Source organism: Cellulomonas soli (genome assembly GCF_013409305.1).
Lineage (GTDB): Bacteria > Actinomycetota > Actinomycetes > Actinomycetales > Cellulomonadaceae > Cellulomonas > Cellulomonas soli.
Genome location: NZ_JACBZJ010000001.1, coordinates 4,121,117 through 4,146,171 on the forward strand (window position 1 = coordinate 4,121,117; position 25,055 = coordinate 4,146,171).

The following is a 25,055-nucleotide window of genomic DNA, read 5'->3' on the forward strand; positions in this document are numbered from 1 at the left end:
TCCGAAAGACCCAGGCGGTGACCCGCTCAGACCACCGGTGCGACGCGCCCGATCGTCGGCAGCCCGAGCGAGACCGGTCCGGCCGGTCCGGGTGTGCCGCAGGCGGCGTCGGCCGCGCCGTGCGCGTGCTCCCCGTCACCGGCCTGCCGGGCGGCCCAGGCGTCCCCGGCACGCGTGCGCCGGACCGCGAACGCGCCACCCGGGACCAGGGCGGAGTCGGCCACCAGGTGGTGCGGTGCGCCGTGCGTGACGCTCACCGAGACCAGGTCACCCGGACGCGGCGCGTCCGGCGCGGCGAGCCCGTCGGGCAGGGCGAGGTGCACCAGGCGGTTGTCGGCGGCGCGCCCCGACAGGCGTGCGGTCGCCCCGTCCTTGCGCCCCTCCCCCTCGGCCAGCAGGACCTCGATCACGCGCCCCACCTGCCGCTGGTTCTCCTCCAGCGAGATGCGCTCCTGCAGTGCGGCGAGCCGCTCGTAGCGCTCCTGGACGACGGCCTTCGGCAGCTGGTCGGGCAGGTCCGCCGCAGGCGTGCCGGGGCGCGGCGAGTACTGGAACGTGAAGGCGGAGGCGAACCGTGACGCCTCCACGACGCGCAGCGTCTGGGCGAAGTCCTCCTCGGTCTCCCCCGGGAAGCCCACGATCACATCCGTCGTGATCGCCGCCTCCGGCATCGCCGCGCGCACCCGATCGAGGATGCCCAGGAAGCGCTCGGCCCGATACGAGCGACGCATGGCTCGCAGCATGCGGTCCGAACCCGACTGCAGCGGCATGTGCAGCTGCGGCATCACGGTCGCCGTCGCGGCCATCGCCTCGATCACGTCGTCCGTGAACGCCGCCGGGTGCGGCGAGGTGAACCGCAGGCGTTCGAGACCCTCGACCGCCCCCGCGGCACGCAGCAGCTTGGCGAACGCACCCCGGTCCCCGAACTCCACACCGTAGGAGTTCACGTTCTGACCCAGGAGCGTGACCTCGATCGCGCCCTGCGCGACGAGCGCCTCGACCTCGGCGAGGATCTCGCCCGGACGTCGGTCACGCTCCTTGCCGCGCAGGTGCGGCACGATGCAGAACGTGCACGTGTTGTTGCAGCCCACCGAGATCGACACCCAGCCGGCGTAGACCGACTCCCGCCGGGTGGGCAGCGTGGACGGGAAGACCTGCAGCGACTCGGCGATCTCGACCTCGGCGCGCTCGTTGTGCCGGGCGCGTTCGAGCAGCGCGGGGAGCACGTCGAGGTTGTGCGTGCCGAACACGACGTCGACCCACGGCGCCCGCTCGACGATCCCGGCACGGTCCTTCTGCGCCAGGCAGCCGCCGACCGCGATCTGCATGCCCGGCCGGGCGCGTTTGGCACCGGCGAGCCGACCCAGGTTGCCGTAGAGCTTGTCCGCCGCGTTCTCCCGGACCGCGCACGTGTTGATGACGATCACGTCGACGTCCTCGGCCGCCGCGTGCCGGGAGTCGGCAGCGACGTACCCGGCCTGCTCGAGCATCCCGGCCATGTGCTCGGAGTCGTGCACGTTCATCTGGCAACCGAGCGTCTTGACCAGGTAGGTGCGCGCGGGCGCCGTCTCGGGGCGCACGCCGGGCGCCGGCTCCGGCGCGGTCGGCGGGACGGTCACGGGCGAAGGCAGGGTGGTGGACATCACCGTCAAGGGTAAGGCGCACCCGGCTCGGGCCCCGTCAGCCGGCGGTCGCGCTCGCGCGCAGCTCACGCACGACCGTCACCTTGATCTCGCCCGGGTAGCTCAGGTCGGCCTCGATGTGCCGGGCGATCGCCACGGCCAGCTGCGGCATCGCCTGGTCGTCGACCTGTGAGGGCTCCACGACCACCCTGACCTCCCGGCCGGCCGCCATCGCCAGGGCCCGACGGACCCCGGCGTGCGCGGTGACCAGCGCCTCGAGCTTGTCCATGCGCTCGACGTACTGGTCGAGCTCCTCGCGGCGTGCACCCGGCCGCGCCGCCGACACCGCGTCCGCGGCCTGCACCAGCACGGCCTCGACCGTGCTCGGCGCCACCTCGTCGTGATGGGCCTCGATCGCGTTGACGACCGACTCCGACTCCCCCAGCCGCCTCGCCAGGTCCGCACCCACGTGCGCGTGCGTGCCGGGCACCTGCGCGGTGAGCGCCTTGCCGATGTCGTGCAGGAACGCTCCGCGGCGGGCCACCTCGATGTCGGCGCCGACCTCGGCCGCCAGCGACGCGGCCAGCAGCGCGCACTCCACGAGGTGCTCGAGGACGTTCTGGCCGTAGGACGTGCGCAGCCGCAAACGGCCGACGGTCCGCACCAGCTCGGGGTGCAGCCCGGTCACACCGGCCCTCTCGGCGGCGTCGTGGCCCGCGGCGTCCGTCCGGTCGTCGGCGCCGGCCAGCGCCTCGGCGTACGCGGCCTCGATGCGCTGGGGGTGGATGCGCCCGTCCGCCATCAGCGACTCGAGCGCGACCTGGGCGACCTCGCGACGCCCCGCGTCGAAGCAGGACAGCACGACCGCGTCGGGCTGGTCGTCGACCAGCACGTTCACGCCCGTGAGGGCTTCGAAGGAGCGGATGTTGCGCCCCTCCTTGCCGATGATCCGGCCCTTCATCTCCTCCGAGGGCAGGGGCAGGACCGTGATCGCCGACTGCGCGCTGGTCGGGACCGCCGCCCGGTGCACCGCGGTCGCCACGATGCGGCGCGCCTTCGCCTCCGCCGTGCGACGCGCCTGCGCCTCGGCCCGACGCACGTGCGCGGCCGCGTCGTTGGTGGCCTGCTCGGTCAGCCGTCGCGTCAGGTCCGCCCGCGCCTCGCCTGCGGTCAGTCCCCCGAGCTTCTCCAGCTCGACCCGGGCCTCCTTCTCGGCGGCCTCGAGCAACGCCATGGCGTCCCGCTCGGCGTCCGCGACCCGTCGCTCCACGGTGCGGTCGACGTCCTCGAGCCGGCGCTGCGCCGCCCGCTCCGCCTCGAGCGCGGACTCCCAGCGTTCGCGCGCGGCTCGTTCCTTCTCGGCTGCGGCGGCCAGCTCGGAGGCGGCGGCCGACTCACGCTCGACCGCTCGGGCCTCACGACGCTCGGCGTCGGCGAGCTTGCTGCGGGCCTCGTCCTTGATGGACGCCACGTCCTGCGCTGCCTGCTGGCGTTGTGCGGAGGCCTCGCGCCGTGCGACGACCACGAGGATGAGGGCGACCAGGCAGACGCCGAGCAGACCGACGACCGTCCCGAGGTCCTGCGGCAGATCCACGTGCTCTCCGATGCTCGTCCGTTGCATGGCGGCAGGGACGGCACGGTGCCCGCCCCTGCGTGCGACGGCCATTGTGACCCACGGGCCGGGCCGTGACGGTGAGATCGGGCCGGCACATGGTGAACCGCATCGCGTCGCGACGTCCGACAGGCAGCTCTCGGCGCTGTGTGACAGCCGGGTCAGTCGTCGAGGTCGGGCACGTCCTGCTCGTCGGCGCCCTCCCGGGCCAGCTCCTCCCGCACCAGGCGGGCGACGAGGCCGGGGCCGTAGCCCTTGCGACCGAGCGCGGCATAGGTGCGTCGAGACCGGGTCTGGGGGTCGAGGCCGACCGTCGAGGCCAGCTTGCGCCGCACGAGCGCACGAGCGGCGACCTCCTCGTCCGCGTCCTCGACCTGACCGAGCGCCTCGGCTGCGGTCTCCTCGTCGACACCGCGCCGACGCAGCTCGACGCCGAGGGCACGGCGGGACATGCCCCGCTCGGCGTGCCGCGTACGCACGAGCATCCGTGCGTACGCGACGTCGTCGACGAGCCCGACCTCGGTGAACCGGTCGAGCACGCGCTGCGTGACCTCGTCGGGGACGTCGCGGCGCGCCATCGCCTCGGCGAGCTGGGCCCGACTGCGCGGCGCGCCCGTGAGCATCCGCAGAGCGATCGCCCGGGCCACCTGCTCGGGGTCGGGTTCGGCGTCCTGCGCCGCCGCGCCCGTCGGGGGCGGTTCGTCGACCGACCGCCCCCGACGTCGTGCGTGCATCTCAGGCCTCAGAAGTCGACCGGAGCTGCCCCGTCCGCGGGCGCGTCGAGACGCGCCCCGATCCCGAGCTTCTCCTTGATCTTCTTGTCGATCTCGTCGGCCAGGTCCGGGTTGTCGCGCAGGAACTTGCGCGCGTTCTCCTTGCCCTGGCCGAGCTGGTCGCCCTCGTACGTGTACCAGGCCCCGGACTTGCGCACGAAGCCGTGCTCCACGCCCATGTCGATGAGGCTGCCCTCGCGGGAGATGCCGACGCCGTAGAGGATGTCGAACTCGGCCTGCTTGAACGGCGGGGCCATCTTGTTCTTGACGACCTTCACGCGGGTGCGGTTGCCGACCGCCTCGGTGCCCTCCTTGAGGGTCTCGATGCGGCGGATGTCCATCCGGACCGAGGCGTAGAACTTCAGCGCCTTGCCACCGGTCGTCGTCTCGGGCGAGCCGAAGAACACGCCGATCTTCTCGCGCAGCTGGTTGATGAAGATGGCCGTGGTGCCCGAGGAGTTGAGCGCGCCGGTGATCTTGCGCAGGGCCTGCGACATGAGCCGGGCCTGCAGGCCGACGTGGCTGTCGCCCATCTCACCCTCGATCTCGGCCTTCGGCACGAGCGCGGCGACCGAGTCGATGACGACGATGTCGATCGCGCCGGAGCGGATCAGCATGTCCATGATCTCGAGCGCCTGCTCACCGGTGTCCGGCTGCGAGACGAGCAGCGCGTCGGTGTCGACACCGAGCTTCTTCGCGTACTCCGGGTCGAGCGCGTGCTCGGCGTCGATGAACGCCGCGATGCCTCCGGCCCGCTGGGCGTTGGCCACCGCGTGCAGCGCGACCGTTGTCTTGCCCGAGGACTCCGGGCCGTAGATCTCGACGACACGGCCACGCGGGAGCCCACCGATGCCGAGCGCGACGTCCAGCGCGATCGAGCCGGTGGGGATCACCTCGACGGGGGCACGCCCCTCGTCGCCGAGGCGCATGATCGAGCCCTTGCCGAACTGGCGGTCGATCTGGCTGAGAGCGGCCTCGAGAGCCTTCTCGCGGTCCTGGGGTGCGGCCATGTCCTGTACCTCGTCTGCTCGTTGCAGCGTGCGCTGCGCCTGCGGGGGCTGGTCTGCGTCGTCGCGGGTGACGGTATGCCCGACCACCGACACCTGATCGGCGTGCTCCCCCGACCCGTGGTCCCGTGCGGACCCGGAGGGCTGGGGGTGGCTCGCCGTCGTCACCCGCGCACGCCACGCTACCCGAACAGGTGTTCGATGTCGCGCCCCGCGACGCGCGTGTCGGCGCAGCGATGCGAGGCGGTGCTACGCGAGCGCGACCGCCTCGCCCTGCTCGAGCACGTGCACCTGGCAGTCGGGCGCGACCTTGCCCATCGCGTGCGCGAACGCCGCGCCCGCACGGTCCATCCACCCGGGAGGCAGACGCCTGCTCGCCGGGGCGTGCAACGTGCCCCAGTGCACCGGCACCGCGGCACGGGCGCCGACCAGCGCGCACGCCTGCGCGGCCTGCACCGGGTCCATGTGCCCGCCGGACAGCCGCGGGCCCCACCCGCCGACCGGGACGAGCGCCAGGTCGGGCGGCGCACCCAGCAGCGCCGGCAGGTCGGCCATCGCCGGGTACGGCGCGGTGTCCCCCGCGAACCACACGGTCAGCGACGGCGCCACGACGAGGAAGCCGTTGGCCGAGTTCGGGCGGCGCGGCATCGGTCGGTGGCCGTGCACCGCGGGCACCACCCGAACCCGCACGGACGAGGCCGGCGGGTCGGGCGGCGACCACCAGTGCTCGTCGTGCACGCCGGTCGCACCGCGCACGCCGTGCCCGCGCAGCCAGTGCGCGTTGGCCGGCGCCGAGAGCACCGGCACGTCGCCGAGCAGACGCAGCGACCCGAGCTCGGCGTGGTCGTGGTGCATGTGCGAGATGAGCACGACGTCGGGGTCCTGCCAGTGCGCGGGGTCGGGCGCCGCGCCGCGCCTCCGCAGCAGCCCGGCGTGCTCGCGCAGCAGCGGGTCGGTGAGCACCCGCACGCCGTCGAGGTCGAGCACCGTGGAGGCGTGCCCGAGCCAGCGCACGACGGCAGTCCCGCGACGCTCGGCAGCCCCGGCGGCCCCGGCGGCCCCGGCGTCACGGCGCGGGTCGACGGCACCCGGCGACCTGGTCATGCCCGGATCCCTGCCTCTCGCGCCCAGCGGACGAGCTGGCGGTGCACCTGCTCGGCCCCCACCACCATCGTGCGCTCCCCGACGGGTTCGAGCAGGTCGGAGCCGATCGGCCACTCGGCCGGGTGCAGCAGCAGGGCCTCGTTCTGGTCCCCGCCGATGCCGCCGTGCGAGCCGACCTGACCCTCGAACGCGTGCACGTGCGCGGCCCCTGCGGGGCGGCTCACGGCCGAGACCACGAGCAGGTCCCCGGTGTCAGCGAGCCGTGCGGCACGGGCGAGGTCGGCCCGTGCCCGCGGCCCGTACGGCGTGAGCGGGTCCTCGCCCTCGACGGGCGAGTCGTCCTGCTCGAGCAGGACGACGCCTCCCGCGCCGATGGCGACCAGGCCTCGTTCGCGGGTGTCCACCACGACGACGCCGATCGCCGGACGCGCGGCCAGGGCGCCCACCAGACCCGGCCAGCGTTCCTGCAGGTCCTCGAGCACCAGACGTCGCCGCGCCCGGGGGAACCAGACGAGCCCGAGGTTCCCCGAGGCCGCCACGACGACCTCGGGGGCGCGGTCCGACGGACCAGCAGCACCAGCAGCACCCGGCGCACCGGACGCGCCGGGGTCCCCTGCTCCGCCCGTGGCGGCACGGTCGGCCCGCGCGCCCGCGCCGCCGCGACGGGTCGGACCGTCCTGGGCGTCGGCACCGTCGTCCGCCAGGCCTCGCCGTCCTCGGTCGTCGGCGCCCTGCGACCGGACGGCACCCGGACGCGACGTCAGGCTCGCGAGGAGCGCGTTCAACGGCCCCCACTCCTCGCCGTCCCCGGACTGCAGCCCCGGCGCGTGCGGCTCGGCCATGAGCGCACGGACCGTGTCGAGCAGGCTGCGCCCCTCGACCTGCTCGAACGTGGCCCCCAGGGCCTGCCCGTGGTCCGAGACGACGACGAAGCGGTAGGCGCGCGGGGCGACCTCGGCGACGCGTTCGAGGATGCCCAGCACCCGGTCGAGCCCCTCGAGCGCCCGCAGCGACTCCGGTCGCGTCGGCCCGGCGTGGTGCGCGATCTCGTCGTAGTCGACCAGGTCGACGAACACGGTCGGGTCGCCGCGCACGAGCGCCTCGGCGACGAGCGCGGTGTTCAGGTCACGCATGAGCACGTTCGTCGCCCCGCGCAGCACGACGAACCACCCGGTGCGCGAGATCCGCGGCACGACGCCCCGCACCCGCTGGCGACGTGCCTGGTAGAGCTCCTTGACCATCTCGCCGAGGGACAGGCCCGCCGCACGGGTCAGGACGAACGGGCTGGCGAAGAACCGCACGAAGGACTGCCCGGGCCCGAACCCTGCACGCTCCCCGTCCGGGCCCCGCGTCGTGGTCCGGCTCATCACGAGGAACGTGCGCGCCGCGTCGCCGGAGAACATCGTCGAGATCGCCGTGCCACCACCGGCCAGGAGCCCGCTGCCGTCCGAGGCCCGCTGCTCGACGAGCGCCGCGTCCGCCGGGTGGTTCGTCACGACGAGCCGCCCGAGCCCGCGGTCCCACCAGCGGAAGGCCGGGACGGCCGAGGAGTCCCCGTGCAGCAGTCCCGCCTGGCTCGCCGGGGTCGTCGAGGGCACGCGGGCCCACCAGGACGCCCAGCGGTGCGTGCCCGAGGCCAACCAGCGCTGCATCGTGGGGGCGAGGCCGGCCTCGATCGCCTGCGCGAGCACGGCTGCGGACACGCCGTCGAGCTGCACGACGAGCATCCCGGCCGGACGGGCGTCCCCGGTCGCCGCGTCGTCCGGCAGCACGCCCTGACGGCGCGCGTGCGCACGGGCGCGCCGCAGGACGTCGGCGATCACGTACTCCGAGTCGTTGGAGCCCCACAGCCAGCGACCCACGGCCATCACCAGGCCGGTCACGACGAGGACCTCGACGGCGCTCCAGGTGTCCAGCACGTCCAGGCCCGGCACGAGCGACAGCGCCGCCCACGTGAGCAGTACCTGCGCGGCGAGCCCGGTGACGAGCGCACCCACAGCGCCGACCAGCCGGGCGAGCACACGCAGCGGCGGGCGCAGCACCACGTCGCCGGCGGCGACGACCAGCGCGGCCAGCAGCACCGACCACGGCTGTTCGGCGCTCGCGCCGTCGACCAGGGCGATCGCGACGCCGAGGCCGACGGCCGTCGTGGCCAGGCCGACGACCGAGTCGCCGACGTCCTCGAGCGTCGGACGCCACCGCCAGGGGTGCACGGAGGGCGCCGGCGCGGGTGCCCGGGAGGTCACCGCCGGGGTGGTGCGGGACGTCGGTCGTCGGTGCCCCACCGTGCCGTGTCGGGCACACCGAGGGCGTCGCACAGGGCGTGCCACACCGCTCGAGGCTCGACGTCGTCCTCGAGGGCCTGCACCACGGTGCGCTGGTCGAGCTCGTCGAGCACGAGCTCACGGGCGAGCACCCGGCCGTTGGCGCTGCCCAGCACCTCGTCGACCAGGTCCCAGAACTCGCGATTCCTCACGAGGCACAGCCTGCCATCGCTCACCGGTCCGCGAGACCCCGACCGGGGCGAGCCGGCAGGTGGGTGTGGGTCGCGACCAGCACAATGGCGCCGTGGTGCTGCACCGCTTCTCCGAACCGACCCGGGCGTGGTTCTCCGGTGCGTTCGCCGCACCCACACCCGCGCAGGAGGGCGCCTGGGCCGCGGTCAGCGGTGACGAGCACGCCCTCGTGGTCGCTCCGACCGGCTCGGGCAAGACGCTCGCGGCGTTCCTGTGGGCGCTCGACGGGCTGCTGACCGGCGAGCAGCCGACCGACCCGGTGCAGCGGTGCCGCGTGCTGTACGTCTCCCCGCTCAAGGCGCTCGCGACCGACGTCGAACGGAACCTGCGCTCCCCGCTCGTCGGGATCCGGCAGGCCGCGACCCGGCTCGGGGTGGCGCTGCCCGACGTCCGCGTGGGGATCCGCACGGGTGACACGCCCCCGTCGGAGCGGCGCTCCTTCGCGACCCGCCCGCCCGACATCCTGATCACCACCCCGGAGTCGCTGTACCTGGTGCTGACCTCGGGCGCGCGCGCCGGCCTCGCCGGGGTGCGCACGGTGATCGTCGACGAGATCCACGCGGTCGCCGGGACCAAGCGGGGCGCCCACCTGGCGGTCTCGCTCGAGCGGCTGGATGCCCTGCTCGAGGGACCCGGCGGTCCGGGTCCCGCACAACGGATCGGCCTGTCGGCCACGGTGCGGCCCGTGGAGACGGTCGCGCAGCTGCTCGGCGGGGCCCGGGCACCCGAGGACGGCGGTCGCACGGTCCGTGTCGTGCAGCCGCCGTCCACCAAGCGCATCGTGGTCGACGTCGTGGTCCCGGTGCCGGACCTGTCGGACGTCGCCTCGGCGGGGACCCCGGGCGGGGCCGGACGCGCACCGGCGGGCGCCGAGGTCGACCTGTCCGGACCCGCCGACGCCCCGCTCGCGCGCCCCTCCGTGTGGCCGCACGTCGAGGAGCGGGTCGTCGACCTCGTCGCCGAGCACCGCTCGACGCTGGTGTTCACCAACTCGCGCCGCGGCGCCGAGCGCCTGACCGCCCGGATGAACGAGGTGTGGGCCGAACGGCACGGGCTCGACCTGCCGGACACCGGTGCGCTCCAACCGGCTGCCGTCCCCGGCCAGTCGGGCACGGGCGCCGGGGTCGACACCCGTGACGCGTCCACGATCCTCGCGCGCGCGCACCACGGGTCGATGAGCCGCGCCGAACGCACCCGCACCGAGTCCGAGCTGAAGTCCGGGCAGCTGCCCGCGGTCGTCGCCACGAGCTCGCTCGAGCTGGGCATCGACATGGGCGCGGTCGACCTCGTCGTGCAGGTCGGTTCCCCGCCCTCGGTGGCCAGCGGTCTGCAGCGCGTCGGCCGCGCCGGGCACCAGGTCGGTGCGGTCTCGCACGGGGTCGTCTTCCCGACGTTCCGCGGCGAGCTCGTCCCGGCCGCGGTCACCGCCCGGCGCATGCGCGAGGGCAAGCTCGAGGCGCTGGCCGTGCCCGCCAACCCGCTGGACGTGCTCGCCCAGCAGATCGTCGCGATGACCGCCGTCGAGGACTGGCAGGTGAGCGACCTGGCCAGGCTCGTGCGCCGCGCCGCTCCGTTCACCGGCCTCGGCGACGCCACCCTGCGTGCCGTGCTCGACATGCTCGCGGGCCGCTACCCGAGCGAGGACTTCGCCGAGCTGCGCCCCCGGATCGTGTGGGACCGGGTCACCGACACACTCTCCGGCCGACCTGGCGCGCTACGCCTGGCGGTCACGAGCGGTGGCACGATCCCCGACCGGGGGCTCTACGGCGTGTTCCTCGCCGGCGCGGGTCAGGCGGGCCCGAGCGCCGGGGACGACGTCCCGGTCGACGCCGAGCGCACCGCGGGCCGGCTGCGCGGGGGCAGACGCGTCGGGGAGCTCGACGAGGAGATGGTCTACGAGTCGCGCGTGGGCGACACCTTCACGCTCGGGTCGAGCACGTGGCGCATCGAGGACATCACCCCGGACCGCGTGCTCGTCACACCGGCCCCGGGCCTGCCGGGCCGGCTCCCGTTCTGGAAGGGCGACTCCCCCGGACGTCCCGCCGAGCTGGGCAGCGCGATGGGCGCCTGGGTCCGTGAGCTGGCCGGCATGGAGCCGGCCGCCGCGCGCTCCGAGGTCACGGGGGCCGGGCTCGACGCCTGGGCCGCCGACAACCTGCTCGGCTACCTGGCCGAGCAGCGCGAGGCCACCGGCCACCTGCCCACCGACCGCGTGCTGGTGCTCGAACGGTTCCGCGACGAGCTGGGCGACTGGCGGATCGTGCTGCACTCTCCGTACGGAGCCCGGGTGCACGCACCGTGGGCCGTGGTGATCGGTGCGCGCCTGCGCGCACGGTTCGGGGTCGACGTCGCGACCATGCATGCCGACGACGGCATCGTGGTCCGGCTGCCCGACGTCCTCGACACCGACACGGCGCTCGACGGACCGGGCGCCGGGATCGGACCCGACGACTGGTGGTCGGGCAGCGGCCCGGCCGTGGGCCTCGACGACCTGCTCATCGACCCCGACGAGGTCGCCGACGCCGTCCGGGCCGAGCTGGCGGGCTCGGCCCTGTTCGGCGCCCGGTTCCGCGAGGCCGCCGGGCGCGCGCTGCTGCTCCCCCGACGCCGACCGGACAAGCGCCAGCCCCTGTGGCAGCAGCGGCAGCGGGCCTCGCAGCTGCTGTCGGTCGCCGCGCAGTACCCGGACTTCCCGATCCTGCTCGAGGCGGTGCGCGAGTGCCTGCAGGACGACTTCGACATCGACGCGCTCACCGGGCTCATGCGCGACGTGGTGGCCCGGCGCGTGCGGCTGGTGGAGGTGACCACGCCCCACCCGTCCCCGTACGCGCAGTCGCTGCTGTTCGGGTACACGGCGCAGTTCCTCTACGAGGGGGACGCACCGCTGGCCGAGCGTCGTGCGGCGGCGCTCGCGCTCGACCCGACGCTCCTGGCCGAGCTGCTCGGGCAGGGCGGGCAGTCCCAGCTGGCCGACCTGCTCGACCCCGAGGCGGTCCTGCGCACCGAGGCCGAGCTGGCCGGCACCGCGCCGGACCGCCAGGCGGGCACGCTCGAGCAGCTCGCGGACGCGCTGCGCCGGCACGGGCCGCTGACCGTGGACGAGGCCCGCCGGCGCGTGCGGCCCGAGGTCCGCGAAGACGTGGGGGCGTGGCTGCAGGCGCTCGAGGAGGCCCGCCGGGCCGTGCGGGTGCGGCTGGCCGGCGTCGAGACCGATCGCATCGAGCAGTGGGCCGCGGTCGAGGATGCCGGTCGCCTGCGCGACGCCCTCGGCGTGGCGCTCCCGGTCGGCGTGCCCGAGGTCTTCACGGAGGTGCTCCCCGACCCGCTCGGCGACCTCGTGCGCCGGTACGCGCGCACGCACGGCCCGTTCCCTGCGGCCGACGTCGCGGTCCACCTCGGTCTGCCGGTCGCCGTGGTCGGTGAGGTGCTGCGCCGCCTGGAGGGCACAGGGGTGCTCGTGCAGGGCCGGCTGCGGCCGGACGTCCTGGGCGGCACGGGCGACGACTTCTGCGATGCGGAGGTCCTGCGCACCCTGCGACGCCGGTCGCTCGCGGCGCTGCGCGCCCAGGTCGAACCGGTCGAGCCACAGGCGCTCGGCGTCTTCCTGCCGCGCTGGCAGGGTGTGCGGGCGACGACGGGTGCGGGCCGCACGGGCGGCCTGCGCGGGGTCGACGGCGTCGCGCGGGTCGTCGAGCAGCTCGCCGGCGCGGCGGTGCCCGCCTCGGCGTGGGAGACCCACGTGCTGCCCGCACGGGTCGCCGACTACCACCCGGCGATGCTCGACGAGCTGACGGCCGCGGGCGAGGTCCTCTGGGCGGGGCACGGCGCACTGGCGGGCCACGACGGCGTGGTGTCGTTGCACCCGGCGGCGGTGGCCGACCTGACGCTGCCCCCCGTGCCGCAGGACGCCCCCGACGGTCCTGTGCACCGCGCACTGGTGGACTCCCTCACCGGCGGCGGCGCGTACTTCCTCGGTGCGCTGGTGGAGCGGGTCGGCGCGCAGGTCGACGAGCCCGTCTCCGCCGGACAGGTCGTCGAGGCGCTGTGGGACCTGGTCTGGGCGGGCCTGGTCACCAACGACAGCCTGTCGCCGCTGCGGGCCTGGCTCGGTTCGGGGACGACGGCGCACCGCGCACGCGCGACGACACCCCGCGGTCGGCCGGTGCGCCCCCGACTCGGGCTGCGGGCCGCCGTGCGGCTCGGCAGCGGCACCGGGTCGTCGGCGGCGATGTCGGCGGCGCTGGCCACCGAGGGCGGCGGCGGGGCCGCGGGCGGGCGATGGTCGCTGCTCCCCGCCCGGGAGCCCGACCCGACCCTGCGTGCGCACGCGTTGGCCGCCCAGCTCCTCGACCGGCACGGCGTCCTGACCCGCGCGGTCGCCCCCGCGGAGGGGATCGGGGCCCGGTTCGCCGGCGTGTACCGGGTGCTCGCGGCGCTCGAGCAGGCCGGTCAGGTGCGTCGCGGCTACTTCGTGGAGCGCCTGGGCGGGTCGCAGTTCGCCCTGCCGGGTGCCGTCGACCGCCTCCGGGCCGACGCGGACCTGCTGGGCCGCAGGCTCGACGCGGCGGACGACCCCGTCTCACGGTCCGGTGACGGCGAACCGTTCACGGTCGTGCTGGCCGCCACCGACCCCGCCAACCCGTACGGCGCCGCGGTCGCCTGGCCCGACCTGCCCCCGGGACGCGAGGACCCGGCGACGACGGGGCGGCACCGGCCCGGGCGCAAGGCCGGCGCGCTCGTCGTGCTCGTCGACGGTGCGCTCGTGCTCTACCTCGAGCGCGGAGGACGCACGGTGCTCTCCTTCTCGGACACCAGCAGGGTGCTCGCCGAAGCTGCCTCGGCGCTCGCCGCCGCGCTGCGGGCCAGGCAGTCGGGCCGGGTGACGATCGCGCGGGCCGACGGGGTCGAGGTCCTCGGCGGCGGCGCGCTGCACGGACCGCTCGGTCAGGCACTCGTGGCGGCCGGGTTCGCGCCCACGCCGCGCGGCCTGCGACTGCGGGGCGAGGCATGAGCGGCCACCGGGCACGACGACCCGGGGCCGGGTGGGGCGACCGTGCCCGAGGGTGACGTGCTGCGGCGCACCGCGTCGCGGCTCGATGCTGCGCTGGCCGGTCGGGCACTGCAGCGGGCCGATCTGCGGTGGCCTTCGGCGGCGGGCGTGGACCTGCGTGGCCCGCTCGTGCTCGGCACCGTGGCGTACGGCAAGCACCTGCTGACACGGTTCGACGACGGCCGCACCCTGCACACGCACCTGCGCATGGACGGCTCGTGGCGGATCGCCCGGACGGGGTCGCCCGATGCGTCCGCCCGATCCTCCCGGGTGCGGGCCGTGCTGGCCAACGAGACCTGGTCGGCGATCGGCACCCTGCTCGGCATGCTCGACGTCGTCAGGACCCGGGACGAGCGCACCCTGATCGGCCACCTGGGCCCCGACGTGCTCGGCGACGACTTCGCGCCTGGTGCCGGGCTCGACGAGGCGCTGCGACGCTGGTCGCTGCGCGGGTCGACGCCCGTCGGCGAGGTCCTGCTGGACCAGACGGTCGCGGCGGGCATCGGCACGATCTACACCGCCGAGTCGCTCTTCGCGCAGCGGATCTGGCCATGGACCCCGGCCGATGCCGTGGTCGAGCCGGGTCGGCTGCTGCTGGTCGCCCGCGTCCTCATGCAGCGTTCGGTCGCCTCCGGCCGTCCGCCCGGGCGGGTGCACGGGCGTCTGCGCGAACCCTGCCCGCGGTGCGGGACCCCGATCGCGGTCGGCATGGCCCGGCGTCCGCCGATGGAACGGCCCATCTTCTACTGCCCGACCTGCCAACTCTCACCGTGACGGGGTCATGACGGGACCGCCGGTCCGGGCATGCAGGAGGGGCCGGACAGCCTGCGGCCGTCCGACCCCTCCTGGTGTGTCTGTGGTGGCGTCAGCCCACGAAGGCGAGCTCCGCACGCGATCGCGCCCAGCCGCCGTCGCCCGCGCTCCCCACCGAGGCGGCCAGCTCGGCCGGGACGGTGTCAGGGATCAGCAGACCTTCGGCGACCGCGATGCGATCGCTGACCTCACGCAGCACCAACGACATCGGCAGGGCGAGCGCCTCGCAGATGCTGTGCAACAGCTCCGACGACGCCTCCTTCTGCCCCCGCTCGACCTCGCTCAGGTAACCGAGCGAGACACGTGCGGCCGAGGACACCTCGCGCAGGGTCCGCCCCTGGCGCTGACGCGCGTCCCGCAGCACATCACCGATCTCACGTCGCAGAACGACCATTCGGGCTCCCCCCTTCGCGTCTCGTTCCTCGTGCGGCACCGGCTGAGGATCCGCGACCAGCGGACCCGGCACCGTGCCACCCCGTTGTCCCTTGTGGGGAAGAACCCCACCGTACCGTGCGCCGCCAGCGCGCGCCGTGAGGCGCCGTGCGGCGGGCCGAGTGGTCATCACGTGAGTCCCAACGTGGCGACCCTCGCGGGTGTTCCCGGCGTGGCCACGATCACCCGACTCTCACCCGCTGCGCACGTCCTGCTCACCTCGGCCGCACCCGGGAGGTCTTCAGCGGTGTGCTGCGACCTGCTCCAGGGCGAGGGCGAGCACCGCGTCGACGGCCGTCCGCCGGACGACGGCGCGCGATCCGTCGACCTGGAGCGTGCGCACGCGCACCGCCTCGGGGGTGCTGACAGCGACGTGCACGGTGCCGGGCGCCGCACCGTCCTGCGCGTCGGGTCCGGCGACCCCGGTCGTCGCCAGGCCGACGTCCGCGCCCAGCCGGTCACGGACCCCGTGGGCCATCGCGGCGGCCACGTCGGGGTCGACGGCCCCGCGCTCGTGCAGCAGCGAGGCATCCACGCCGAGGAGCGAGGACTTCAGGTCCGTCGCGTACGCCACGACGCCGCCACGCACGGTCCGGGACGCGCCGGGCACGTCGACCAGCGCTGAGACGACCAGCCCACCCGTGAGCGACTCGGCCGCCGCGACGGTCCACCCCCGCGCCTCGAGCGCCGCCAGCAGCACCGGGGCGGCGCCGTCCCCGGACCCTGGGTCCGCGACCGGGTCCGGGTCCCTCGTCACGCCGTCCCGGCGGACGGGCGGTGCGCCTCGCGGCGGATGCGCAGCGCGTCACGCACGTAGTCCGCACCGGTGACGACGGTCACCACGACGGCTGCCAGCATCGCCGCCCAGGCGATCCAGGTGACGACGTCGGGCAGGTGGTCCAGGGGCAGGAGGAAGAGCCCGATGGCCACCGACTGGAGCACCGTCTTCAGCTTGCCGCCGCGCGAGGCGGGCAGCACGAGGTAGCGCAGCAGGAAGAAGCGCATGACCGTGATGCCGAGCTCGCGCACGAGGATGACGACGGTGATCCACCAGGGCAGCTCGCCCAGCACGGACAGCAGCACGAGCGCGGTGCCGATGAGCAGCTTGTCGGCGATCGGGTCGAGCAGCTTGCCCAGGTCGGTGACCAGGCCGCTGCGCCGGGCGAGCCAGCCGTCGAGCCGGTCCGTCGAGGCGGCGAGCACGAAGATCGCGGTCGCGACGAGCCGCCAGCCTGGTGAGTCACCGCCGTCGACGACGAGCGCGAGCGCGAAGAACGGCACCATCACGATCCGGAGCACCGTCACCACGTTCGCGGCGTTCCACACCGAAGGCGCGACATCGACCACGCGCACAGCCTAGACGTGCGCGGACGGGACCCGGGGACGGTTGCCCGATCGGTGCGTCAGCGCAACGGGTCGCCCGGCTGCGCACCGCCGTACAACCACCCCTGCCCGTACCGCCAACCGCTGCGGTGTAGGTACAGCGCCTGCTCCTCGTGCTCGATCCCCTCGGCGATCGTCACCATGGACAGCTCGCGGGCCAGCGCACCCAGCGCCCGGGCCACCTTGCCGGCCGTCGGGTCGTCGGGGATGCCCGAGGTGAACGACATGTCGAGCTTCACCCCGGCGACCGGGAGCTCGCGCAGGTACGACAACGGTGAGACGCCCGTGCCGAAGTCGTCGAGCAGGATCGGCACGCCCGCGGCCGACAGCTGCGTCAGCTCGTGCCGGATGCGGGTGCCGGAAGCCACCAGCGAGGACTCCGTGAGCTCGACGACGAGCCTGCCCGCAGCCACCCGGTGCCGGGAGATCTCCTGCAGCAGCGTCGTGGCGAACTCGCCGTCCCCGAGCTGGTCGGCCGAGACGTTGACCGAGCACCACCGGGACTGGTCCTGGGTGCGGGCCAGGAACTCGACCACCTGCGTCGCGACCAGCTGGCCGAGCGGCACCGCGAGCCCCGCCTCCTGCACGTGCGGCAGGAAGGCCCCGGGCAGCAGGAGCCCGAGAGTCGGGTGCTGCCAGCGCGCGAGCGCCTCGTACCCCACGACCCGCCCGTCGGCGAGGTCGACGATCGGCTGGTAGTGCGCGAGCACCTCGCCGCGCGCGAACGCGTCGGCGAGCTCGTGCGCGAGCCCACCGGTCGGCAGCGCCATCGAGGCGTCGTACACCTCGGTGCGTGCACGCCCTGCCGCCTTCGCCCGGTACATCGCCGCGTCGGCCGCGGCGAGCAGGGCCGGTGCACCACCCCGGACGGTCTCCGGCTCGGCCAGCGCGATGCCGACGCTCGCGCAGACCGTCAGGCGACGTCGACCGACCCGGACCGGCTCGCGCAGCGCGGCGTGCACGGCTGCGGCGACCTCGAAGACCGCCTTCGGCCCGTCGACGTCCTGCACGACCACCACGAACTCGTCGCCGCCGAGCCGGGCGACCGTGCCGCGACGGGCGGTCGCCGCCCGCAGCACGCCGGCGACGTGCACGAGCAGCTCGTCGCCGGTCGCGTGCCCGTAACGGTCGTTGATCTCCTTGAAGCCGTCCAGGTCGCACGCCAGGACGGCGACACGCTCGACGACGCCCGGCTGCTCGAGCACGGACTGCAGGACCTCCTGCAGCAGCGTGCGGTTGGCGAGCCCGGTCAGCGGGTCGTGCATGGCACGGTGGGTGAGCATCTCGGCCTGCAGCCGGGACTCGGTGGAGTCGCGCACCTGCACCACGAAGTGGTCAGGGCTGCCGTCCGGCGTGCGCACGAGCGCGGCGTCGAGCGCGACCCACACGAGGTGGCCGTCCGCGCGCTGGTACCGCTTCTCGAGCGAGAAACGGTGCAGCTCGCCGTCGAGCAGCCGCCGCACCTCGCGCCGCTCGGCCTCGCGGTCCTCCGCGGCGGACAGCTCCGACATCGGGTAGCCGCGCAACGCCTCGACGCTCGTGCCGAGCAGCTCGGCGAGGGCCGCGTTCGCCTCGACGACGCACCACTGCGGGTCGACGAGCGCCATGCCGATCGGGGCGTTCTCCATCGCGACACGGAACTGCGTCTCGCTGCGCGACAGTGCCGCCTCGACCTCGTGACGGCCCGTGACGTCGACCAGGGTCGTCAGCACAGCGGGCGCGTCGCCGTCGCCTGCCGGGACGAGCTGCGTGGCGACCTGCACCATGCGGGCCTGCGTGGCGTTCGTGCCCGGCCGGAGCACCCCCACGAGCTCGGAGTCGACCGAGTACCCCGCACGGGCCGACCCCGTGCGGTGACCGAGCACCGCGGCGGGGTTCATCGCCAGGCCCTGCTCGTTGACCACGACCACCGGCAGGTCGGTGATCGCCCGACCGACGCTCGCGGCCGCATCGACCCCGAGGATGGCCGCGGCCCGGTCGGAGAGGTCGAGCACCCGACCGCCGAGCGACTGCACGAGGACGCCCTCACGGGTCACCGACTGCAGGGCGTCGTACCGGTGGCGCAGCTCGCGCGCATGCACGAGCAGGGCCTTGGCGCGGCGCCCCTGCGCCCGCTCACGGGCCAGCAGCACCAGGACCGCGACGAGCGCGAGGATCGCGACGACGGCGATGACCGTGGCGACCGACCCCAGCGGATCGGCGAAGGCCCCACGGAGCGGGGCTGCGCCCAGCTCTCGACCCACGGTCCGCCCTGAAGTCACCGCCGCCCGGCGGACCGTGGCCCGCCGTCGTCGCCCTCGTCGTCGTCGTCGAAGTAGTCGGTGGCCACCGGCGGGTCGCCCGGCATCGCGCCGTCGTCCGAGGCGTACCGGTCCTCGACGGGCTCGCCGCGCAGCATCGCCAGCGTGCCGGCCAGGTCGTCGGGCTGGACCAGCACCTCACGGGCCTTCGAGCCCTCGGAAGGTCCGACGATCTCGCGCGACTCGAGCAGGTCCATGAGCCGCCCCGCCTTGGCGAAGCCGACCCGGAGCTTGCGCTGCAGCATCGAGGTGGAGCCGAACTGCGTCGTGACGACGAGCTCGGCCGCCTGCAGCAGCAGGTCGAGGTCGTCGCCGATGTCGTCGTCCACCTGCTTCTTCACCGCGGCGACCGCGACGTCCTGGCGGTAGCTCGGCTTGAGCTGGCCCTTGACGTGCTCGACGACGGCGTGGATCTCCGACTCCGAGACCCAGGCCCCCTGCGTGCGCATCGGCTTGGCGGCGCCCATCGGCAGGAACAGCGCGTCGCCCTGACCGATGAGCTTCTCGGCCCCGGGCTGGTCGAGCACGACGCGCGAGTCGGTGAGCGAGGACGTGGCGAACGCCAGCCGGGAGGGGACGTTGGCCTTGATCAGACCCGTCACGACGTCGACCGACGGCCGCTGCGTGGCCAGCACCAGGTGGATGCCCGCGGCGCGTGCGAGCTGCGTGATGCGCTGGATCGACGCCTCGACGTCCCGCGGGGCGACCATCATGAGGTCGGCGAGCTCGTCGACGATGACCAGCAGGTAGGGGTACGTCGCGATCTTGCGCTCGGAGCCGGCCAGCGGCTTCACCTTGCCGGCCCGCACGGCCGCGTTGAAGTCGTCGATGTGCTTGAACCCGAACATGGCCAGGTCGTCGTACCGGGCCTCCATCTCGCGGACCACCCACTCGAGGGCCTCGGCGGCCTTCTTCGGGTTGGTGATGATCGGGGTGATGAGGTGCGGGATGCCCTCGTACAGCGTGAGCTCGACGCGCTTGGGGTCGACGAGGATCATCCGCACCTCGTCGGGCGTCGAGCGCATGAGGATCGAGACGATCATCGAGTTCACGAAGCTCGACTTGCCCGCGCCCGTGGCGCCCGCGACGAGCAGGTGCGGCATCTTGGCGAGGTTCGCGGTGACGTAGCCGCCCTCGACGTCCTTGCCGACACCGATGACCATCGGGTGCTCGCTGCGACGTGCTGCGCTCGAGCGCAGCACGTCGCCGAGCGAGACCGTCTCGCGGTCCGTGTTGGGGATCTCGATGCCGATCGCGGACTTGCCCGGGATCGGCGACAGGATGCGCACGTCGGCCGACGCGACCGCGTAGGCGATGTTCTTGCTCAGCTGCGTGACGCGCTCGACCTTGACGGCCGGGCCGAGCTCGACCTCGTACCGGGTGACCGTCGGACCGCGCGTGAAGCCGGTGACCTGGGCGTCGATCTCGAACTGGTCGAGCACCGTGGTCAGCGCCTCGACGACCCGGTCGTTGGCCGCCGAGCGCACCTTGTGCGGGGCCCCCTTGGCCAGCACGTCCTCGGTCGGCAACGTGTACAGCACGTCACCCTCGAGCATCGGCTGCTCGCCCCGCGGGACCCCGGTCGTCGCAGGCGGAGCCAGCGTGCGCGTCGGCGTGGAGTCCTTGTCGGCCACGACGGCGGTCGGCGCGGTGACCGCGGCAGGCGCGGCAGCGGCCGCCTTCTCCTGCGCGACGAGGTCGTCGTGCGCCACCTGGGCGGCCCGCAGGAAGGCCTCGTCGCCGACGTACTCCTCGAGCGTGGTGTCGACCACCTCGTCGGCGCCCTCGCCACGCGGTCGCCTTCCGCGCCCGAGCCGCTTGCGCCGCGGTGCGGGTTCGACCTCGGGCAGCGCCGAGTGGCCCGCGTGGATGACCAGCGGCGCGTCCTCGTCCTCGACGACCTCCTCGCGGTGGTTGCCGGTCAGCCGGTCGTAGGCGCCGCGCAGCCGCGGCCAGATCTGGTGCACGGGTGTCGCGGTCACGACCAGCACGCCGAAGAAGGCCAGCAGGACGAGCAGCGGGACGGCGACGACCGCCGTCAGCAGGCTCTCAAGCGGCGTGCCGACCAGGTAGCCGACGACCCCGCCCGCGGCCCGCACCGGCGCGAACCCGTCGGAGGGCGAGGGCAGGCCCCGGCTGATGTGCACGAGCCCGCACACCGCGAGCGTGATCGCGGACAGCCCGATCGAGATGCGCGAGTTGGCCTGCACCCTGTCGGGATGCCGCATGAGTCGGACGGCCAGGGCGAGCAGCACCACCGGCACCGCCACGCCGACGCGTCCGAACGTGCCCGCGACGACGTCGTGCACGACGTTCCCGGCGGTGCCGGACAGGTCCCACCACTCGCGCGCGGCGATGATGATCGACAGGGCGAGCAGCGTGAAGGCCGCACCGTCGCGGCGGTGCGCCGGGTCGAGGTCGCGGGCGCCGTGACCCATCTTGCGCGCGGTCCCGCCCACGAGGTGCGCCCCGCCCATCCAGATGCCCCGCACGATCCGCAGCGGCAGCGCGGGCCGTGGCGGCTCGGCGGGCTTGCGGGCCGAGCCGCGCGGCGCCGACGTCCGGGCACCGGCACCCGTGCCGCGCGTGCCGGCACCTGCGGAGGCACGGCTGCGGCTGGCGGGTGAGGACGTGCGGGTGGCCATGGTCCTCACGGTAGCCGGACCGGTCCCCCGGACCGCCGACGCCGGGCCTGCGTGTCTGAGTCCGCCGCCGTGTCGGTGCCCGGTGGCACGGTAGGCCGGCGAGCACCGGGCCGATGAGCACCGAGCCGATCGAGGGGGACGCATGACAGGCGGCACGATCATGACGGAGGTCGGCCCGTGAGCCGGCGCGGCTGGACGCTCCTGCTCGCCCTCGGGGCGATCTGGGGGATCCCGTACCTGCTGATCAAGGTCGCGGTCGAGGCCGACGTGACACCCGCCGCGATCGTGCTCACCCGGACCGGGCTGGGTGCAGTCCTGCTCCTGCCGTTCGCCGTCCGCCACGGGGGGCTGCGTGTCGTCCTCACGCACTGGCGTCCCGCGCTGGCTTTCGCCGTGCTCGAGATCGTCGGCCCGTGGCTCCTGCTGTCCAACGCCGAGCGGACGCTGTCGAGCTCGACGACGGGGCTGCTCGTAGCCACGGTGCCGATCGGCGCGGTCGTCCTCGGCCGGCTCGTGGGCGACAGGCGTCCGGTCGGGACGACGCGCTGGGTCGGGCTGCTCGTGGGCCTGGGCGGCGTGGCGCTGCTGCTGGGACCTGGCGCCGCCGGCGGGGACCCGTGGGCGGTCGCCCAGGTCCTGCTCGCCGCCGTGGGCTACGCGACCGCACCGATGATCGCCGACCGCTGGTTGCGCGAGGTGCCGACCGTGCCGTTGACCGCGGCGTGCCTGGCGCTGGCCGCGCTCGTGTACGCACCCGTCGTCGCGCTGACCGGCCCCCACCCCGTGCCACCCGCGTCGGCCGTGCTCGCGCTCGTGGTCCTCGGCGTGGTGTGCACCGCGCTGGCCTTCACGCTGTTCTTCGCGCTGATCGCCGAGGTCGGGGCTGCGCGGTCGACGCTCGTCGCCTACCTCAACCCGGTCGTCGCCGTCACGCTCGGTGCGCTCGTCCTCGACGAGGCGATCACGCCGGGGGTCGTGGGCGCCGCCGCGCTCATCCTGCTCGGTTCGGCGGCCGCCTCACGGCGCCGTCCCGAGCCCGTGCAGGAGCCCCGGGACGTCGAGGCTCGTCCCGAGATCGGTCGGGACGAGCCGGCACCGGTCATGCCTCGACGACCACCGGGATGATCATCGGCCGTCGACGCAGCCGGTTGGACACCCAACGTCCGACGACGCGGCGCATGACCTGCTGCAGCTGGTGGGTGTCGGTCGAGCCCGACCGGGCCGCCTCCTCGAGGGCCGCGGTGAGCTCGGGCAGGATGTCCTCGAAGACCTCGTCCTGCTCGGCGAACCCGCGGGCGTGGATCTGCGGGCCGGCCAGGACCTTGCCGTCGGCCGAGCTGACCACGGCGAAGATCGACACGAAGCCCTCGTCGCCGAGGATGCGCCGGTCCTTGAGCTCGGCCTCGGTGATCCCGCCGACGCTGGACCCGTCGACGTAGACGTAGCCGCACGGCACGGCCCCCACGACGCTCGCGCGACCGTCGACGAGGTCGATCACGACGCCGTCCTCGGCCAGCACGACCCGGTCCGCGGGCACCCCCGTCTGCACCGCGAGCGCACCCGCGGCCACCAGGTGACGCACCTCGCCGTGGATCGGCATGACGTTGCGCGGACGCAGGATGTTGAAGCAGTAGAGCAGCTCACCGGCGCTCGCGTGCCCGGAGACGTGCACCTTGGCGTTGCCCGAGTGCACGACACGGGCGCCCAGCCGGGTCAGCCCGTTGATCACGCGGTACACCGCGTTCTCGTTACCCGGGATGAGCGAGGAGGCCAGGATCACGGTGTCGCCCGGGCCGACCGAGATCTTGTGGTCGTTGTTCGCGATCCGCGACAGCGCGGCCATCGGCTCGCCCTGCGAGCCGGTGCACATGAGCACGACCTCGTCGTCGGGCAGGTCGTCGATCTTCTTCGCGTCGACGAGCACGCCGTCGGGGACCTTGAGGTAGCCCAGCTCGGCGGCGATCGCCATGTTGCGCACCATGGACCGGCCCACCAACGCGACCTTGCGGTCGTGCGACGCCGCGGCGTCGAGCACCTGCTGCACGCGGTGCACGTGCGAGGCGAACGACGCCACGACGATCCGCTTGCGCGACTCGGCGAACACCGAGTCGAGCACCGGGCCGATGCCACGTTCAGGGGCCACGAACCCGGGGACCTCGGCGTTCGTGGAGTCGACCATGAACAGGTCGACGCCCTTCTCGCCGAGGCGGGCGAACGCACGCAGGTCGGTGATCCGGCCGTCGAGCGGCAGCTGGTCCATCTTGAAGTCGCCGGTGTTGAGCACGGTGCCCGCGCCGGTGGTCACGGCGACCGCGAGCGCGTCCGGGATCGAGTGGTTGACCGCGACGAACTCGCAGGAGAACGGCCCGAGCTGCTCGGTGTGCCCCTCCGCGACCGTGAAGGTCAACGGGGCGATGCGGTGCTCCTTGAGCTTGGCCTCGACGAACGCGAGCGTCAGCTGCGAGCCGATCACGGGGATGTCGCCGCGCAGCCGCAGCAGGTACGGCACCGCGCCGATGTGGTCCTCGTGACCGTGGGTGAGGATGATCGCCTCGATGTCCTCGAGCCGGTCACGGATGTAGTCGAAGTCGGGGAGGATCAGGTCGACCCCGGGCTGGTGGTCCTCCGGGAACAGGACGCCGCAGTCGATGACGAGCAGCCGACCGTCGTACTCGAGGACGGACATGTTGCGGCCGACCTCGCCGAGCCCGCCGAGTGCCACGACTCGCAGCGCTCCCTCGGGCAGCGTGGGCGGCAGCGTCAGCTCGGGATGGGGATGACTCACTCAGTTCTCCAGGAGGCTGCGGCGTCGGTCAGCGGGGCACGACGTCGAGCAGCCCGGCGGCCTCCAGGCCGTCACGGATCTGCGCGACCTCGTCGTCGGTGGCCTGCACCAGGGGCAGACGGGTGGTCCGCCCGGGGATGAGGCCGAGCGCCTCGCACGCAGCCTTCGCGGCGACGGCCTGGAAGCCGGCCCCGTTGAGCGCGTCGATGGCGGGGATGATCGTGCGGAAGGTCGCCAGGGCGCCCGCGTGGTCGCCGGCGTCCCACGAGCGTGTCACGGCGGCGAGCTGCGCCCCGGCCACGTGGCCGACGACCGAGACGATGCCGGCCGCACCGTGCGCGAGCAGCGCGAGGTAGGCGCCGTCGTCGCCGGAGTACCAGGCCAGGCCCGTCGCGGCGATCGACCGGGCCGCGCCGAACAGGTCGCCGGAGGCGTCCTTGACCGCCACGACGCGCGGGTGCTGCGCGAGGCGGGCGACGGTGGCGGGCTGGATGCGCACACCGGTGCGCCCGGGGACGTCGTAGAGCATGACCGGCAGCGCGGTCGCGTCGGCGACGGCCTCGATGTGCCGGGCCACGCCGTCCTGGGACGGGCGCGAGTAGTACGGGGCCACGACGAGGAGCCCGTGCGCACCGGCCTCGGCGGCCTGCGCGGCCATCCGGACCGCGTGCGCGGTGTCGTTGGAGCCGGCACCGGCCACGACGTAGGCCCGCTCCCCCACGGCCTCGACGACCGCCGCGACCAGCTCGGCCTTCTCGGGCGCGTGGGTCGTGGAGGCCTCACCCGTGGTGCCGTTCAGGACCAGGCCGTCGTGACCGTGGTCGACGAGGTGCCGGGCCAGGGCCACCGCGGCGTCGAGGTCGACGTCGCCGTCGGCTGCCATCGGGGTGACCATCGCGGTGAGGACCGACCCGAACGGGCGGACGGTCGACGTGACGTGCGGCATGGGGTCACGGTACCGCCCGAGGTCGGGACGCGACGTGCAGGTCCGTGCCCTGGCCGGGTCGCCACCG

At 74.3% G+C, this 25,055-nt stretch carries 17 protein-coding genes; 3 read left to right on the plus strand and 14 right to left on the minus strand.

Translation table 11 applies throughout. The features are described from left to right. Positions 1-26 precede the first annotated feature (26 nt). The 7 genes from miaB to BKA22_RS18810 all read right to left on the minus strand — a co-directional run bounded on the left by miaB (position 27) and on the right by BKA22_RS18810 (position 8,594). Positions 27-1,643 (minus strand): tRNA (N6-isopentenyl adenosine(37)-C2)-methylthiotransferase MiaB, encoded by a 1,617-nt coding sequence (gene miaB, locus BKA22_RS18780; RefSeq protein WP_146952312.1) that lies wholly within the window; start codon positions 1,641-1,643, stop codon positions 27-29. Between the two features lie 37 nt (positions 1,644-1,680). Continuing rightward, positions 1,681-3,216, minus strand: a complete 1,536-nt coding sequence (rny, locus tag BKA22_RS18785; protein WP_223203496.1) for a ribonuclease Y — start codon at positions 3,214-3,216, stop codon at positions 1,681-1,683. Between the two features lie 179 nt (positions 3,217-3,395). Then, positions 3,396-3,968 carry a regulatory protein RecX gene (locus BKA22_RS18790; RefSeq protein ID WP_146952310.1) on the minus strand — a complete coding sequence of 191 codons (573 nt, stop codon included), beginning with the start codon at positions 3,966-3,968 and terminating at the stop codon, positions 3,396-3,398. Between the two features lie 8 nt (positions 3,969-3,976). Next, positions 3,977-5,017: a recombinase RecA gene (gene recA, locus BKA22_RS18795; protein WP_146952309.1), complete on the minus strand. Its 1,041-nt coding sequence runs from the start codon at positions 5,015-5,017 to the stop codon at positions 3,977-3,979. A 246-nt stretch (positions 5,018-5,263) separates the two neighbouring features. Next, positions 5,264-6,118, minus strand: coding sequence for an MBL fold metallo-hydrolase (locus BKA22_RS18800; protein WP_146952308.1), 855 nt, complete (start codon positions 6,116-6,118; stop codon positions 5,264-5,266). Next, positions 6,115-8,364: an alkaline phosphatase family protein gene (locus BKA22_RS18805; RefSeq protein WP_146952307.1), complete on the minus strand. Its 2,250-nt coding sequence runs from the start codon at positions 8,362-8,364 to the stop codon at positions 6,115-6,117. Before BKA22_RS18805 ends, BKA22_RS18800 begins: the two co-directional genes overlap by 4 nt. Then, positions 8,361-8,594 carry a DUF3046 domain-containing protein gene (locus tag BKA22_RS18810; RefSeq protein WP_146952306.1) on the minus strand — a complete coding sequence of 78 codons (234 nt, stop codon included), beginning with the start codon at positions 8,592-8,594 and terminating at the stop codon, positions 8,361-8,363. Before BKA22_RS18810 ends, BKA22_RS18805 begins: the two co-directional genes overlap by 4 nt. A gap of 92 nt (positions 8,595-8,686) precedes the next feature. Here BKA22_RS18810 and BKA22_RS18815 point away from each other — a divergent pair, with 92 nt between their 5' ends. Then, positions 8,687-13,645, plus strand: a complete 4,959-nt coding sequence (locus tag BKA22_RS18815) for an ATP-dependent helicase (protein ID WP_146952305.1) — start codon at positions 8,687-8,689, stop codon at positions 13,643-13,645. Positions 13,646-13,687: 42 nt separating this feature from the next. Next, the gene (locus BKA22_RS18820) at positions 13,688-14,458 is read left to right on the plus strand and encodes a DNA-formamidopyrimidine glycosylase family protein (protein WP_146952304.1); all 771 of its coding nucleotides are present in this window, start codon (positions 13,688-13,690) and stop codon (positions 14,456-14,458) included. 91 nt (positions 14,459-14,549) lie between these two features. On the opposite strand, the gene BKA22_RS18825 is transcribed toward BKA22_RS18820, so the two are convergent. The 5 genes from BKA22_RS18825 to BKA22_RS18845 all read right to left on the minus strand — a co-directional run bounded on the left by BKA22_RS18825 (position 14,550) and on the right by BKA22_RS18845 (position 21,257). Continuing rightward, on the minus strand, positions 14,550-14,891 hold the full coding sequence (locus tag BKA22_RS18825; protein ID WP_146952303.1) for a helix-turn-helix domain-containing protein: 342 nt from the start codon (positions 14,889-14,891) through the stop codon (positions 14,550-14,552). A gap of 279 nt (positions 14,892-15,170) precedes the next feature. After that, entirely contained in the window at positions 15,171-15,686 is a 516-nt protein-coding gene (locus BKA22_RS18830) for a CinA family protein (protein ID WP_179561856.1), read from the minus strand. Beyond that, positions 15,683-16,276, minus strand: coding sequence for a CDP-diacylglycerol--glycerol-3-phosphate 3-phosphatidyltransferase (gene pgsA / locus BKA22_RS18835; RefSeq protein WP_146952302.1), 594 nt, complete (start codon positions 16,274-16,276; stop codon positions 15,683-15,685). The genes BKA22_RS18830 and pgsA overlap by 4 nt, the downstream gene beginning before the upstream one ends. A 56-nt stretch (positions 16,277-16,332) precedes the next feature. Beyond that, a complete protein-coding gene (locus tag BKA22_RS18840) occupies positions 16,333-18,555 on the minus strand; it encodes a putative bifunctional diguanylate cyclase/phosphodiesterase (protein WP_223203495.1) in 2,223 nt (740 codons plus the stop codon). A gap of 14 nt (positions 18,556-18,569) precedes the next feature. Beyond that, positions 18,570-21,257, minus strand: coding sequence for an FtsK/SpoIIIE family DNA translocase (locus tag BKA22_RS18845; protein WP_146952301.1), 2,688 nt, complete (start codon positions 21,255-21,257; stop codon positions 18,570-18,572). Between the two features lie 177 nt (positions 21,258-21,434). Between BKA22_RS18845 and BKA22_RS20460 the strand changes: the two genes are divergently transcribed. Next, positions 21,435-22,382 (plus strand): DMT family transporter, encoded by a 948-nt coding sequence (locus BKA22_RS20460; protein WP_146952300.1) that lies wholly within the window; start codon positions 21,435-21,437, stop codon positions 22,380-22,382. On the opposite strand, the gene BKA22_RS18855 is transcribed toward BKA22_RS20460, so the two are convergent. Both BKA22_RS18855 and dapA read right to left on the minus strand, forming a co-directional pair. After that, positions 22,357-24,042, minus strand: a complete 1,686-nt coding sequence (locus tag BKA22_RS18855) for a ribonuclease J (protein ID WP_146952299.1) — start codon at positions 24,040-24,042, stop codon at positions 22,357-22,359. The genes BKA22_RS20460 and BKA22_RS18855 overlap by 26 nt on opposite strands. A gap of 28 nt (positions 24,043-24,070) precedes the next feature. After that, positions 24,071-24,988: a 4-hydroxy-tetrahydrodipicolinate synthase gene (gene dapA / locus BKA22_RS18860; RefSeq protein ID WP_146952298.1), complete on the minus strand. Its 918-nt coding sequence runs from the start codon at positions 24,986-24,988 to the stop codon at positions 24,071-24,073. Positions 24,989-25,055 lie beyond the last annotated feature (67 nt).

Coding starts and splice junctions, on each gene's coding strand:
- dapA (WP_146952298.1), bottom strand. CDS start 24,988: ATGCCGCACGTCACGTCGACCGTCCGCCCGTTCGGGTCGGTCCTCACC.
- recA (WP_146952309.1), bottom strand. CDS start 5,017: ATGGCCGCACCCCAGGACCGCGAGAAGGCTCTCGAGGCCGCTCTCAGC.
- BKA22_RS18800 (WP_146952308.1), bottom strand. CDS start 6,118: ATGACCAGGTCGCCGGGTGCCGTCGACCCGCGCCGTGACGCCGGGGCC.
- miaB (WP_146952312.1), bottom strand. CDS start 1,643: ATGTCCACCACCCTGCCTTCGCCCGTGACCGTCCCGCCGACCGCGCCG.
- BKA22_RS18845 (WP_146952301.1), bottom strand. CDS start 21,257: ATGGCCACCCGCACGTCCTCACCCGCCAGCCGCAGCCGTGCCTCCGCA.
- BKA22_RS18825 (WP_146952303.1), bottom strand. CDS start 14,891: ATGGTCGTTCTGCGACGTGAGATCGGTGATGTGCTGCGGGACGCGCGT.
- BKA22_RS18790 (WP_146952310.1), bottom strand. CDS start 3,968: ATGCACGCACGACGTCGGGGGCGGTCGGTCGACGAACCGCCCCCGACG.